The following is a 14,871-nucleotide window of genomic DNA, read 5'->3' on the forward strand; positions in this document are numbered from 1 at the left end:
TTTTTGAAATGTGGTGCGGCCGGGACCCGGCGCATTTTACATATAAGTCGCATCGACAAGCGTCAGCACTTCATCCAGGATCGGCATCACTTCAGCCAACTCTGCTTCGGTGATCGTAAGCGGTGGGCAGACACTGATCGTCGTTTCGCGGCCGAAAGTCGAGAAGCCTCGGTCCTTCAGTTCCTTGTAGATGGCCGGCATGATCCGGTTCGGCGTGTTGAACGGCACAAGCGGCTCGCGCGTTTCCTTGTCGAGCACCAGCTCCACCCCGCAGAAGAGGCCGTAAGTCCGGACATCGCCGACGCAAGGGTGCTTAGCTTTCATCTCTTCCAGGTAGTCCTTCAATAGTGCGCCGATCTTTTCGACGTTGGCGGCGATGTTTTCTTCCTCGTAGACTTCTAAAGTCGCCAAGCCGGCCGCGCAAGCCAAGGTGTGACCGCTGTATGTCAAGCCGCATTGGAGTTGATTTTCGGTGAAGTATTCGCTGATCCACTCGGAAACGATTACGCCTCCCAGCGGCACATAGCCTGATGTCACCCCTTTGGCGAAGGTGATCATGTCCGGTGTGAATCCATATTGCTGGAAAGCGAAGGCTGTCCCGGTCCGGTAGAAGCCGGCCATGACTTCATCGAGGATCATCACGATGCCATAGCTGTTGCAGAGGTTGCGCACCCCTTCCAGATACCCTTTCGGATAAGCGATGATGCCGTTCGCGCCGATGACCGTTTCCAAGAGGATGGCCGCCACATTGTACGGGCCTTCGTATTGGATCTGTTCGCTCAGTTTCTTCAGATAGAAGGCCGTCAGTTCCTCTTCGGTTTCAAATGGAAGATTGTCGCGGTAAGGAGAAGGATTGGAGAATTTCACGAAACCGTTCGCGCCGCCGATTTCCGCCGCGAACCTGCGGGAATCTCCGGAAGCGTTGGAAGCGGCAAGTGTAGCGCCGTGGTAGCTGTGGTAGCCGCTGAAAACTTTTGTGCGGCCCGTCGCAATCCGCGCCATCTTGATTGCATTTTCGTTCGCGTCGGCTCCGGCATTCGTGAAGAACACCCGCGCCATATCCCCGCCGGCCAGCTCGACCAGTTTCTTCGCCAACAAAGACTTCACATCGGTCGCATAACTCGGTGCCATGAAGCACATCTTTGCTGCTTGATCCTGGATTGCCTTCACGACTTTTGGATGCTGATGGCCGATGTTCGCGTTGACCAATAAGGAAGACATATCGACTTGACGGTTGCCTTCGTAGTCCCAGAAATAAATGCCTTCCGCCTTTTCGACTGCCATCGCGGCCTGTCCCTGCTTCGACCAGGCCCGCATCACGTACTGTTGATCCATCGCTATTACTTCTTCTCCGGTTAAAGTTGTTGCTTCCGTTGTATTCCATGTTGCGTTCACTGTCATGCTGTTCCCTCCCGATGAAATTCTTTTTTAATCGTTTTTTAATATGTCCCCATAATAGTGTGATTTTTACTTTCGGTAAACTGAAAGCTCTAATTTGATGATAGCATTTGTGACATTTCTGCTTTCATCCGGAAATTATTCCGCTTACAACGAGGCTTATTTCTTGTTGTTTGTCAGTTATGTAAGGTTTTTCTGAAAAGAAACTGACTTATTCTTCCGGATAATTGTTGGGGTTTTCAGGCCTGATATGGGTGGAATGAGGTGGATAGGCTATCGATATATTTATGTTTCCTTTTGGAAAATGACGCCAGTTTCCAGGAATGCGCGTCAGCTTTACTGACATGTTTTGATTGCGAAAGAGTTTTTTGGCGGTTATGAAGTGGAAGCATGTGAGGAAATCTGCCGTAAATAGGGTCGGGTTTGGGAGAATTGTCGGAAGTTTACCTAATAAATAAAAGACAACATGTTCAAAAGAACGCAAAAAAGCGAAGACAATCAGCATGCGGATGCTGTTCGTCTTCGTTTTTTGCGTGAAATGTATAAATTCCATGTTGTTGTCCAGTTTTCGCGTCTCACCATTGCGCTTTGAACATTTGGATCAAATGTTCAAAGGTTGTCCGATAACACCCATTAATCGGACAGCCAAACAACCCAGGCTGCTTTTACCAAAAAAGCAGGAGCTGCTGCCTCGGAATGAGGCAGCAGCTCCTACTAGTGTTCAACATTCTGTTATTTGGCTATGCCGGCAGTCCATTCTGCGACTAGATCCGGATTGGCTTCAACGAAGGCTGCAGCAGCGTCTTCGACTGATTCGCCTTCATAGATTTGGAGCATCAATGCTTCGACATCTTCGATGGTCCAGTGGAATTGATCCAATACTTGATAAGCTTCAGGCATGTCGGTTTCGAGTCCTTCACGTGCCATCGTGTGGATCGTTTCTTCACTACCGAAAGTTCCCTTGGGATCATCCAGGTATTTCAGGTCATAGGACGAGAACATCCAATGCGGGTTCCAGGCTGTTATGACGATGTCTTCTTTATTTTCGATTGCTTGTTCGAGTGTGACGGTCATTGCGCCGGATGAGGACGTTTCGATTGCCCAATCACTCAGATTCGAGTAATCCGTGATGGCACGCTCAGCAGCTGCCACGATACCTGCACCTGGCTCGATTCCGGTGATGGATTTGCCGGCTTGATCGGTCAAATCTTCGACAGAGTCGACATCCATATAGGTTGGAACGGCCAGACCGATTTTCGCGCCTTCAAGGTTTCCGCCTAAGTCGACCATCTTATCGCCGTATTCTTCCAATTGCGCACCGTGCGTTCCTGGCAGCCAAGCGCTCAGCATAGCATCCGCTTCGCCTGTGGATACAGCTTCCCACATGATCGCGTTGTCCAAAGGAGTCAACGTCACATCGTAACCAAGGTCTTCCAACACTTGGGCAACGACATAGTTTGTCGCCACTGCGTCATCCCATTCGACGTAAGCCAGTTCGATTTCCTGGCCTTTGCCGACTGTGTCTTCCATGGATACTTTATCTTCTGTCGCACCGCATCCGGCGGCGATCAGAGTGACTCCTAAGCCCAATCCGGCGGTAAGTCCGAGGTGTTTCCAGTTATGTTTTGTTAATTTTTTCATGGGTATGTTTCTCTCCTTTTTGTTTGGCAATTAGGAACGATTTAGTCTTTATGTTGAACTTTTTTTACTGAATTTCTGGGTCAAGCGGTCGATGATGATGGCAAGCACAACCAAGGCCAACCCGGACACGAAACCGGAACCGATTTTGGCGCGTTGCAAAGCGGAAAGGACATTCCTGCCCAATCCGGGTGCACCAATCATCGAAGCGATGACGACCATCGACAAGGACAGCATAACGGTTTGGTTGATGCCGGCCATGATTGTGGATTTCGCCAGCGGCAATTCGACTTTGAATAACCTTTGCGCGCCGGTGCTGCCGAATGATTCGGCTGCTTCAACCAATTCGGTGGAAACTTGTCTGATCCCCAGATTCGTGAAGCGCACGGTCGGCGGGATTGCGAAAATAAGTGACGCAAGCACCCCAGGAACCATGCCGATTCCAAAGAACGCTACGGCCGGGATCAGATAAACGAAAGCTGGCATCGTCTGCATGAAATCCAAGACCGGATTGATAATGTTGTTCGCGATTTTGTTTTTCGCCATCAGGATACCGAAAGGCACGCCGATCAAGACGGACAACAAGCTCGAAAACAGGACCAACGTTAAGGTGAACATCAAGTCTTCCCATAGTCCTTGGTTATGAACGAACCAGAGTCCGACGACAGAAAAGATGGCCAACCCGAATTTTTTACCCGAGGCAAAGAACGCCAACAGCGCCACTAATGCGATCAGAATGACTGCCGGGATGGCAGTCAGCGTTGAGGTCATCAAATCGATCAATGTCTGCGAAGACTCTTTGATTGGATCGAACAGAAAACTAAATGTATCGGCGGTCTTGTCTGTGATATATTCAGCAAAATCGGCAACCGGCAATTCAGGTATGAAATTCAATAGATTATCCATTTACGGACACCTCACTTTCTCCCGCCAAAGCAGCTATGACAGCTCCTCGGACAAGGACACCCACCAATCTGTCGTTTTCGATGACAGCGACCGGCGAGCTTGAATCATGAATGATCGGGAAAATATCGCTCAAGGTAGTATCTTTGGAGACGGTCGGGATATCTTCTCTGAGGATACCATCCACTCTAGTAGTGTTGGCTTTCAACGCTTTCGTAGCGTCCTCGGCAGTGATGTACCCTTTCAGTCTGCGGCGATTGTCCACCACAAGGATCGTAGAAATCCCTTCTTGGCGCAATAATTCCAATGCGAAGAGCGGACCATGTTTTTCGATATTCATGACGATTGGACGCTTCATGATGTGTTCGGCAGTCAGCACTTTCGAACGGTCGACGTCCTCCACGAATTTTTCGACATAGCGCGTTGCCGGATTGGTCAAAATTTCTTCCGGCGTACCGATTTGGACCAATTCTCCGTCTTTCAGCAGCGCAATTCGGTCTCCGATGCGCAAAGCTTCATTCAGGTCATGGGTGATGAAGATGATGGTCTTGCTGACGTTTGCTTGCAGATCCAACAATTCATCCTGCATCTCACGGCGGATCAGCGGATCCAAAGCCGAGAAGGCCTCATCCATCAACAGAATTTCCGGGTCATTCGCCAAGGCACGGGCCAAACCGACCCGCTGCTGCATCCCGCCTGATAATTGGTTAGGATACTGATGGCTGTAGTCGCCCAGACCGGAATTTTCCAATGCCTGTTGCGCTCTTTCCTTGCGCTCGGCTTTTGCGACGCCTTGCACTTCCAGACCGTACTCAGTATTCTCCAATATGGTGCGGTGCGGGAATAAGCCGAAGTTCTGGAAAACCATACTCATTTTTTCCCTGCGGACTTGGCGCAATTCCTTCTTGTCCATGATCGACAAATTCTCTCCGTCAATCAGGATGTTCCCCTTCGTCGGTTCGATCAGACGATTGAACATCCTCACAAGTGTCGACTTTCCGCTTCCGGAAAGCCCCATGATGACGAAAATTTCACCTTCTTCTATGGAAAGACTGACGTTGTTGACTCCGACCGTCGCCCCAGTGGCGCGCAGGATGTCCTGCTTGCTCTTGTTCTGTTCAAGCAGCTCCAGAGCCTTATCTGCTTTTTTACCAAATATTTTCGTTACGTTCTCTATTTTTATTTTCGGCAAGTTCATTTCTCCTCTCAAATTTTCGATGCTGTATGTGTGGATTCTGTTTCGTAATGGGAATGAAATCCCGAATCCGATTGTGCGTCTCCGTAATGTACAAATATAGTGTTACATTTTCATTTATTCCGAAAATATAAATTGAAGATAATTTCGTTACATCACAAAGGTATAACCACTATTATCCAGCTATGGCGCGGATATGCAAATCAAAAATGAATTATTTGTGAAATTCCCGTGAAAAAGGATGCGGTTACACATGCTTTCTAAAGGTAACCGTGAGGAATCCAATTTTTTTTTAAAACAGTTGTTTGAAGAATCTGTATGTTGCTATTTCACACTTTCAACATAAATACAATCTCGCGCTGATAGCTTTTATTTTGCACACGCAAAAAGGATACCCGTCTCTTAAAGAGCAGGAATCCTTTTTCCATCAGTTATTTTTCAGGTGACGTTTTTCACACTGCATGCAAGTCGGGCTTCATTTACGATCAGTGCAATTCTGGCCAGTAATCTTTGTTGGCTTCAATCAAGTCATCCAGAATGTCCTTAGCAACTTTTGCGCTCGGGATCGTTTTCGATAACGTCAAGGCTTGCCATAATTTTTGATAGCTCTGTTCGACATAGGCTTCCACCACTAATTTCTCGACCGTCACTTGTTGGAACATCAAGGCCTGTTCAAATGCAGGGATTTTCCCTTGGGCCAGTGGTTCCGGACCGTCATTCCCCACGATGCAGGGCACTTCCACCATCGCATCATCAGGGAAATTGGCGATGGCGCCATTGTTTTCCACAATCATCAGCATTCTTTCGTGCGTATTGAACGCAATCGCTCGGGCCAAGTCCACGATGAAGGAGGCATGGCTGTCGATATGGAATGCACCATCTACGGCTGTTCCTTTTTCGATGATAGTGCGTGCAGCAGTGAAGACTTCTTTTTCCCGACCATTTATTACTTCATTGGCACGCGTATAGTTGTGATCGGAATGCGCCACCTCATAATCCGGGTACAAATAATATTTCAAATAGGTATTCGGTAAATAACGCGGATTGACTGCTAATAAATCTTTTGCTTTTTTGTGCGTTTCCTGCCAGCTCTGATCCATGTGTTGCGTGTCGACTTCAACTTGGGTCAAGTACCCGTTCTCTGCCACATAGTCGCGGATCTGTTCAAGATACTCGTAGCCTTCCTTGTCTTTCACGCTTGTCCACCAGCCAAAGTGGTTCAGTCCAAAGTAACGGACTTCCAAGTCTTGCGGATCTTTTCCGATGATTTGGGACATTCGGCGCAACGTTCCCACAGGCATATCACAGATGTTCAGCACTTTCGAATTCGAGCGCAGGACGCGGCAGGCTTCGGCTACAATCGCAGCTGGATTTGAATAATTCAGCATCCAGCAATCAGGCGAATAGGTTTCCATGTGGTCGATGATTTCCAGCATCCCCGAGATGCTGCGCATGCCATAAGCAATACCGCCTGGTCCGCAAGTTTCCTGGCCGATTACGCCATGACGCAACGGAATCTTTTCGTCCTTTTCGCGCATTTCGTATTTGCCGACCCGGATATGTGCCATGCAGAAGTCTTTATCCGTGAACGCTTCTTTTGGATCTGTTGTATAGGAGAACTTCAAATCGGGCGCCTGTTCTTTCAATAAGATTTCCAGGGCCTCACCCAGTACGGCTTGACGTTCTCCATCGTTGTCGTACAATACCAATTCGCGCATCGGGAAACGATCTATATTATCCAGCATCATCATCACGATTCCTGGCGTAAACGTACTGCCACCGCCAGCAATGACTACAGAAAATTTTTTCATAAACAATTCATCCTCACTTTTTGAATTCAATTTATTCTTCTACAATTTCTCTATTTAATACTGTATCAACGGCTCTACGAATACTGTTCACCTGCAAACCATATACGACTTGAACATTTTGGCCTTTCTTGATGATGCCACTGGCCCCGGTCTCATTCTTCAAGATCCCTTCGTTCACTTTTTCAGGATCGGTTAAAGTAAGCCGTAAGCGCGAGTAGCAGTTCGTGACCGTCTCGATATTCGCTTCGCCACCGAGAGCAGCAACGATAGTATGCGCCATTCCCAACTCATTTGCGGGTGCTCCTGCTTTAGCGCTCTTCGATTGATAATCTTTTTTCGAATACAAACGTGTTTCTAAGCCCAACTCTTCTCTACCGATCGTTTTGTAATTAAACATCGTGATCAAGAAGCGGAACAGGAAGTAATACACTACAAAGAAGAATAAACCGACGACAATATACATTGGCCACGCTGTTCGTTCTGTTCCCAGCGGCACATTGTATAACAAAAAGTCTATTAATCCGTTTGGCCCTATTGCCCGCACGTTCAGAACATTCAGCAAGACCATGCTCAAACCACTTAAACCAGCATGTACAACAAATAATAAGGGAGCAACAAACATAAAGGAAAATTCGATTGGCTCTGTTACACCAGCAATCAAAGAAGTCGCTGCTGCAGGAATCAGAATGGCACGCGCTTTCGCTTTATTTTCCGGCTTGGCTGTATGGTACATCGCTAGGCAAGCACCAATCAGTCCGAACATTTTAGAAATACCGCGTGCATCCCAGATGACACTAGGCGCTAATAATCCGCCATCCGGATTTGCAATTTCAGCAAAGTAGATGTTCCGTGCCCCTTCAAAAATTTCGCCTCCCACCTCGACGACGCCGCCCAGTTCCGTGTATAAGAACGGTGTGTACACTAAGTGATGCAGTCCGGTCGGGATAAGCAAACGTTCCAATGAACCATATAGGAAGATACCGAAGTTACCGCTTTGATTGATCAAGGTTCCTAAACTGCTGATGCCTCCTTGGAAGAACGGCCAGATGTAAGTGAACAGGATGCCCAAGGACACAAGGATAGGAATCAACACGATGAAGACAAACCGCGTACCGCCATAAATTTGGAAAGCATTGTTGAATTCTTTGTTGGCATAGCGATTATGAACAATCGCGGTAACCACTCCTAGGAAGATGCCCAGAAAAACACCCATATCCAACACTTGGACACCTAAGACCATCGTCTGTCCAGTCCCCTGCAGATCGCCTTCGACAAGGATACCTTGCAGACCCATGAAACGATTCATAGCATTAATGAAGACAAGATAACCGAGCAGCGCGATAAATCCTGCTTCTGATTTTTTCTTGTTGGCTAACCCAACAGCCAAGCCGACGCAGAAGACGACGCCTAAGTTCACTAAAATCGAAACGAGTGATCCGGATAGGATCGTTCCGAATCCGGTTGTGACCGGATTGTCTAAAAAGGGTAAAACTTCCAACAGACGTGCATTGGTAAATAGATTTCCGATCGCGATCAAGATACCCGCTATCGGTAAAATTAAAACGGGAATAAACATCGCTTTGGAAAATTTCTGCATCGTATCCATGACTCTCTCTTTCATTTGTTTCCCTCCAATATATGATTTCTTTAAGATGTTTATAGTGTAGCGAGAATCGTCCGGAAATAAAAGGCTTTCATGACGTTAAAAAACGTGTTCCGCAAAGACGAAACACGTTTCACTGACTATTCTGTTTGCTTCTGTTGCCATGCTTTTTAAGCTTTGCCTTCTTCTGTCTGTTCATCAACTTCATTGATTTCTTTCAGGTAACGGCTCAATAGATACTCCACAAGCAGCAACGTAAAGGGAAAGAAAGTATTGGGCAATAGATTCCTGTCATCGAGCTTGTGTTGATCGGTAACCTTAAAATTCAGATCGCTGCATTCACCGAGGCGATTGGGTGTTTCCTTCGTGAAGGCTACTGTAAAAATGCCCGCATTCTTCGCTTTCAGCACTTTTTCGATGACACTTTGCGTTTCTCCCGATTTGGAAATGGCTACGAAAGCCCCGATGTTCTTCAGATTATTCTCCAACACCCCGACGGAATCCAATGTGGTGGCAAGGATGACTTGTTTCCCCAACAGCAACAGTTTTTTGTAGAGATATTCTGCTGCAATCGCCGAAAAACCGGCAGCATAGATGAAAATGAATTTCCCGTCCAAACTCAATACTTTTCCGATGAACTCGTCCATATCCTCTATTGAATTATGTTGTAGCACGAGCGCATGATCCAGTTGGAAAAATTCATCTTCCGAGGTTCCTGCAGGCACTGTTTCGACATTAACAAGCGGCAACAAGTGATAATACAAATCAATGAAGCCTTTATATCCTAGCTTTTTGGACAAGCGGATGACACTTGCCGGTGAGGTGTAATTTTCTTTGGCAATTTGGCGGACACCCATTTGCAAAACGGTATCCATGTTGCTGATGATGTAGGTCAACAGTTGCTGATCTGATTCGCTCAATTCCTTACCTTGAAATAACTTGGCAATATCTACCACGCACGGATCCACTCCTAAAGTTTTTGTCCCATCCAGTATAACAAAAAAACTAGCCCTTTTTTATTCCATCAAAAAAACCAGATACCTTAAGGCATAAGCTCCTCTCTGGTATCTGGTTTTAAGTTGTTAATGAAACCGTTTTACGTCTTCAAAAATCCTATCAACTCCAGATTATTCTTCTATGGAAGCATAGCGATAGCTGTCGGGGCCGAATACTGGAATATACAGATCCTTCACATAGTCTTTCAGCAAGTATGCTCCGGCAGATTGATAAGTGGGAATTTGAACATAATGCTCCCCAATCGCAACTTGTTCCGCTTCTACCAGTAAATCCCAACGCGCTTCTTCTTCATCATAAGCTGCTTTGGCAGTTTCAATCAGTATATCCACGTCTTCAAAAGCATAATTTCCGCGGTTGATATCCGAGTGGAACCGCTCGACATAATTCACGGGATCGGCAAAATCAGCAATCCAGTTAGCTGTGCCCATTTGGAAGGACCCATTGCGCAAGCTGTCTTGTTTAACGTTGAAGGGCACTTGGCGAATGGTGATCGTCAAACCAGGCAAGTTCCCCTGCAATTGGCTTTGGAAAAACTCCGCAAACTTTTTGGAATCTTCCGAATCAGTCGTCATTAATTCCAAGGAAATGGTTTCGACCCCCAACTCGCTGAGGCCTTTTTCCCAGGCCGTTTGAGCTTCTTCCAAGTTGTAGCTAGTCAAGTCGCCTGCGTCTTCACGGAAGTCTGCACCCGTTGCAGGATTCGCTGCCAAACCATTTGGAACATATCCGTAGATAGGAACTGACCCGTTCTTTAAGACATTTTCAGTATAATTGGCAGTATCCAGAGATTTTGTCAAAGCTTCACGAATGTTTTCATTCGCAAGCGCAGGAATTTCCTGATTCATTTCAATGAAGTTTGACGTTGTATTCATTTGGGAATGATAGTCTTCATTCGCTTTATTGGCCGCTACGTACTCCCCACTCAAAGCTGCATAATCCAGTTCATCCGCCTCATACAGATTTATGGCTGTCGAAGTTTCTTTCATGACTTGGACAATGACTTGATTTAAAGCGATCTCTTCTTTGCCCCAATACGAATCGTTTTTAGTGAACGTCCAACTGCCACCTTTTGCCTGATTCCAGTCGGTCATGATGAACGGACCATTATAGATAAGCGTGTCCGAACTCGACCCATAGGCATCGCCTTGTTCTTCCACATATGCTTGATTTTGCGGGAAGAAGAAGGGCATGGACAAAAGATCCAGGAAATAAGGAGCCGGTTGGGCTAATGTAACTTTCAGCTCTTTTTCACTGATGGCTTCCACCGCTAATTCTGCAGGGTCCATTTCACCGGCCAGAATTTCAGTCGCGTTTTTTATCAAACCGTCATACATGTAGGAATAGCCGGCAGCCATTGCTGGATCGACCATTTTTCTCCAGGCATATACATAATCCGCACTGGTTACTGGTTCCCCATTCGACCACGTGGCGTCGTCCCGGATCGTGAAGGTATAGACCAGCCCGTCCTCACTGACTTCTGGCATATTTTTAGCGGAAGCCGGCACGACTTCTCCGTTTAAATCCAAAGTGTAAAGCCCTTCAAAGGCATTATTCATAGCTGTGAAACTGACTAAATCCGTTGCTGCTATGATATCCATGGTGGGAATATCGGCACTTGCAGTCAATCTCAAAGCCTCGGAGGAAGCGTTTTCAATTCCCGTCGAAACTGTGCCCGATTCGGTGCTGTCCATACTGGTGCTCCCATTACTGTTACCGTTACCGCATGCCGCCAGTAATCCTACGGAAAATAAACCCAACATCAACTGTATTTTCTTGTTGATTCTTATCATAAGTTTTCATCTTCCTTTACTATTTTTTATATAACATTTACACGGTAAGTTTACTTTATTAATCTAATTATAGCAAGGCTGTCCTCTTTCTCCGAAAAACCGCTGTTAGCGAGGCTTCCTGCACCCCCGTGCCCCTGTCCTCCAACGTAAAAAAACGCACCACCCGTTAGCTCTTCACACAGAGCTGAGGGTGGTGCGTTCAACTATCATTTCTCACTTCTTTAGGCCAATTCCCAAAGTGCGAGGCTGTAATCGATTGTGCTGCCTGCCGCGAGCGACAGGCCGGTTTCTCCCGCTTGCGGGAATACGCGGGAGGTGAAGGTACCTTCGCCATCGTTGATGAAGATTTCGATGGAGCTGGTGTCAACGAATATCTGAAGCTTGACTGTATCCATCTGTTCGACCGCCAGCGTGCGGGTCGTGCCGAAAGCTTCGGCGAACGGGATGCCACAGCGGCTGCGGTCGATTGTGATTTTCTTGGTTGATGGATCCAAGGTGATGCGGAAACGTTTGTCATTGGCGGCATCTTCGCAAAGATCCAACGTTACCAGACCGTGGTCAGCTGACGCCGGTAAAGCCAGATCCAATTGGAGCTCATAGCAGTTTGCACCGACACGGTCAATTGTCTTTTCGCCAAACAACAAGCCGGATTCAGACACAGACTTCTCATTGCGCAAGGACACCAATTCGCGGACCGGTTGCTGGATCAGTTTTCCTTCTTTGATGGACAGTTCGCGCGGCAACGTCAGGCAGTGCGCCCAGTCTTCGCTGTCGGTCGGATACGCCACATCCGGCAAGCCCATCCAAGCCGTCAAGATGCGGCGGCCGTCTGGGCTTTCTGCGGTCTGGGTGGCATAGAAATCGAACCCGGCATCCAGTTCCTGGAAGCCTTGATGCTCCAATTTCAGCTCATCCATCCGGAAGTCATCAGAGATGACATAGCCCGTCTGGAAAATATTGTGGTAACGGTCGCCTTCCGGCTCCAGTCCTTGCGGTGAAAACAGCAGCACTGTTTTGCCGTCGATCTCGAACAGATCCGGGCATTCCCACATGAAGCCGAAGTTCGGCAAGCCGGCATCGACTTCGCCCATCAATTCCCATTCTAAGGCATCCTTGGAACGGTACATCAGGATTGTTCCGGTTTCGTCGGCGCGTTGGGCACCGATGACGGCGTAATAGATACCGTGCTGCTCCCAGACTTTCGGATCGCGGACATGGTCAGTGTAGCCATCCGGTTTGCCGGCGATGGCAGGCGGAAGGAACTTCGTGAAGCTGCCGTCCTCTTCCATACGGGCAACAATCTGGTTGGGTACCCTTTCCCATTCTTCCGTACGGACATTGCCTGTATACATGATGTGCAATTGGCCGTCCTTGACGAAACCGCTACCGGAATAGACACCATGGCTGTCATACGCCGTGTCAGGCAACAACGCGACGCCCTCTTCGTTCCATTGCACGAGGTCCGTCGAAGTCAGATGGAACCAGTGTTTCAAGCCGTGGACCGCGCCCATCGGAAACCATTGATAGAAGAGATGCCATTTGCCGTCGAAATAGGTGAAACCGTTCGGATCGTTCAAAAGGCCTGTGTTCGGTTGGATGTGGTAGTTTTGGCGGAAGGGCGACTGCGCCACCCTTTTCGCCAATTCTTCAAGATAGTTGTCGGAATAATCCGAGGTTTGTTTATAGCGCTCCTCGCGCGTCCATACTTTCATCGTTTATTCCTTTCCGTGTCAAATTAGTCGTATGTCCAGCAGTTCAAGCCTGCCTATCGGAAATTAGACCGATTGGGTCACAGTGTTTCCTTATTCAGAGTTGAATGAACTTGTTCCTCATTTTTTTTTTTCGCTTCGCTTTTTGTCCAGTCGCGTTTGCTGAAGACGTAGGTCATGGATACTGTCGTGAGTGTCGCGATCAGCATGCCCAAGACGTAGATCCACAAGTCTTCTTGTTTGATTGAGATGACGCCCGGCAGGCCGGCTGCGCCCATTGCGATCGCTTTAACCTTGAAGAAGGAGATGAACGCGCTGCTGACGCCGGAACCGATCATCGCTGCGTAGAATGGGTAGCGGTATTTCAGGTTGATACCGAACATGGCAGGCTCAGTGATCCCCAAGTAAGCGGAGATTGCGGAAGCGGAAGCCAAGCTTTTCGCTTTTTGTTCCTTGATAATGAAGAACATCGCTAATGCGGCAGCTCCTTGAGCCACGTTTGACATTGCTGCGATCGGGAAGATGAACGTACCGCCTGTTTTAGCGATATCAGCCAACAATTGCGTTTCAACAGCGATGAAGCTGTGGTGCATACCGGTAACGACCAGTGGAGCGTAGAAGAAACCGATGATGGCTCCGCCGATGGCACCTGTTGTGTCATACAACCATACTAGGCTGTTTGTCATCACGTCGCCGAGTGTACGCGTCAGAGGTCCAACCAATGTAAAAGTCAGGAAGCCAGTGATGATTATAGCGAACAGTGGTGTGACCAGGTTGTCCAATGAGGTGTGCACACGTTTGTGCAGGAATGTTTCGATTTTAGCAAGGATGTAAGAAGCGAACAAGATCGGCAGGACAGTCCCTTGGTAACCGACTTTCGCGATTTCGAATCCGAAGATATCCCAGAAAGGCACTTCGCCTGCAGCCAAAACGGCCGGATAGCTGTAAGCATTGACAAGATCCGGGTGGACCATCAACATCCCCAAAACAGCTCCCAAGTAAGGGTTGCCGCCGAATTTCTGCGTTGCGCTGAAACCGATCAGGACTGGCAGGAAGACATACGCCGCGTTGGAGAATGTGTTGATCATCGCTGCAAAACCTTCGATGGCCGGATAAGCTTCAATCAGCGATTTTCCGGTAACAAACAAATCCTGTGCCGTGAATACGTTGTTCAATCCCATCATCAAACCACAAGCTACGATGGCCGGAATGATCGGTACGAAGATATCCGAAAGCAATTTGACGCCTTGTTGGATCGGATTCAATTTTTGCGTGCCGGCTGTTTTGACTTCCTCTTTGCTCATGGCGTCGATGCCGGCCATCTTGATGAATTCCTTGTAGACTTCATTTACGATTCCGGAACCCAAGATAATCTGGTATTGGCCAGCCGTGGAGAACGTCCCTTTGACTTCGTCACGTGCGTCCAATCCCGCTTGATCGACTTTGCTTTCATCCCTCAAAACCAAGCGTAGTCGTGTCGCACAGTGCGTCGCCGCCTGTACATTGTCTTTCCCGCCGATATCCGTCAACAATTCTTCTGCAATCTTTTTGTAATCCATTTTTTCTCCCTCTTTCCTTTTGTCTGTTGTGCCTAAGAATAAGTGCAATAAAAACTTTGTTTCATCTCATTTCGGAACCGGTTCCTTTCTGGCTCAAAATGATAAGGAGCGGTTTTTTCATGTTGGTGAAACCGGTTCCTCTTGATATGAATAGTAAACCCTTTCAGAAATAAAGTCAAGCGTTTTCTAAAAATTATTTTGTATTTTTTTTGGATTAGCTGGCGATAGCCTCTCCTCGGCGAAAGCAT

Annotated in this window: 8 protein-coding genes and 1 pseudogene; all 9 read right to left on the reverse strand. The window is 47.6% G+C overall.

Features of this window, described 5'->3' with window-relative positions:
- Window positions 1-36: 36 nt before the first annotated feature.
- The 9 genes and pseudogenes from AC0J5I_RS00720 to AC0J5I_RS00760 all read right to left on the reverse strand — a co-directional run bounded on the left by AC0J5I_RS00720 (window position 37) and on the right by AC0J5I_RS00760 (window position 14,623).
- Complete coding sequence (locus tag AC0J5I_RS00720; RefSeq protein ID WP_475302121.1) at window positions 37-1,401, reverse strand: aminotransferase class III-fold pyridoxal phosphate-dependent enzyme; 1,365 nt, start codon at window positions 1,399-1,401, stop codon at window positions 37-39.
- Between the two features lie 729 nt (window positions 1,402-2,130).
- A pseudogene (locus AC0J5I_RS00725) lies at window positions 2,131-3,942 on the reverse strand (ABC transporter permease/substrate binding protein).
- Window positions 3,935-5,131, reverse strand: a complete 1,197-nt coding sequence (locus AC0J5I_RS00730) for a quaternary amine ABC transporter ATP-binding protein (protein WP_107995793.1) — start codon at window positions 5,129-5,131, stop codon at window positions 3,935-3,937. The pseudogene AC0J5I_RS00725 and the gene AC0J5I_RS00730 overlap by 8 nt, the downstream one beginning before the upstream one ends.
- A gap of 488 nt (window positions 5,132-5,619) precedes the next feature.
- The gene (locus tag AC0J5I_RS00735; protein ID WP_475302128.1) at window positions 5,620-6,945 is read right to left on the reverse strand and encodes a 6-phospho-alpha-glucosidase; all 1,326 of its coding nucleotides are present in this window, start codon (window positions 6,943-6,945) and stop codon (window positions 5,620-5,622) included.
- Between the two features lie 31 nt (window positions 6,946-6,976).
- Complete coding sequence (locus AC0J5I_RS00740) at window positions 6,977-8,566, reverse strand: PTS transporter subunit EIIC (protein ID WP_475302132.1); 1,590 nt, start codon at window positions 8,564-8,566, stop codon at window positions 6,977-6,979.
- 152 nt (window positions 8,567-8,718) lie between these two features.
- Window positions 8,719-9,504 (reverse strand): MurR/RpiR family transcriptional regulator, encoded by a 786-nt coding sequence (locus AC0J5I_RS00745; RefSeq protein ID WP_475302136.1) that lies wholly within the window; start codon window positions 9,502-9,504, stop codon window positions 8,719-8,721.
- A gap of 171 nt (window positions 9,505-9,675) precedes the next feature.
- The gene (locus tag AC0J5I_RS00750) at window positions 9,676-11,355 is read right to left on the reverse strand and encodes a peptide ABC transporter substrate-binding protein (RefSeq protein WP_475302140.1); all 1,680 of its coding nucleotides are present in this window, start codon (window positions 11,353-11,355) and stop codon (window positions 9,676-9,678) included.
- Window positions 11,356-11,576: 221 nt separating this feature from the next.
- The gene (locus AC0J5I_RS00755; protein ID WP_475302144.1) at window positions 11,577-13,067 is read right to left on the reverse strand and encodes a glycoside hydrolase family 32 protein; all 1,491 of its coding nucleotides are present in this window, start codon (window positions 13,065-13,067) and stop codon (window positions 11,577-11,579) included.
- Window positions 13,068-13,144: 77 nt separating this feature from the next.
- Window positions 13,145-14,623, reverse strand: a complete 1,479-nt coding sequence (locus tag AC0J5I_RS00760) for a sucrose-specific PTS transporter subunit IIBC (RefSeq protein ID WP_475302148.1) — start codon at window positions 14,621-14,623, stop codon at window positions 13,145-13,147.
- Window positions 14,624-14,871 lie beyond the last annotated feature (248 nt).

It is taken from the genome of Trichococcus sp. TS_SC_9 (assembly GCF_056156325.1).

Bases quoted from the DNA above. Each gene is read 5' to 3' on its own strand.
- AC0J5I_RS00720 (WP_475302121.1), bottom strand. From the start codon at position 1,401: ATGACAGTGAACGCAACATGGAATACAACGGAAGCAACAACTTTAACC.
- AC0J5I_RS00735 (WP_475302128.1), bottom strand. From the start codon at position 6,945: ATGAAAAAATTTTCTGTAGTCATTGCTGGCGGTGGCAGTACGTTTACG.
- AC0J5I_RS00740 (WP_475302132.1), bottom strand. From the start codon at position 8,566: ATGAAAGAGAGAGTCATGGATACGATGCAGAAATTTTCCAAAGCGATG.
- AC0J5I_RS00750 (WP_475302140.1), bottom strand. From the start codon at position 11,355: ATGATAAGAATCAACAAGAAAATACAGTTGATGTTGGGTTTATTTTCC.
- AC0J5I_RS00755 (WP_475302144.1), bottom strand. From the start codon at position 13,067: ATGAAAGTATGGACGCGCGAGGAGCGCTATAAACAAACCTCGGATTAT.
- AC0J5I_RS00760 (WP_475302148.1), bottom strand. From the start codon at position 14,623: ATGGATTACAAAAAGATTGCAGAAGAATTGTTGACGGATATCGGCGGG.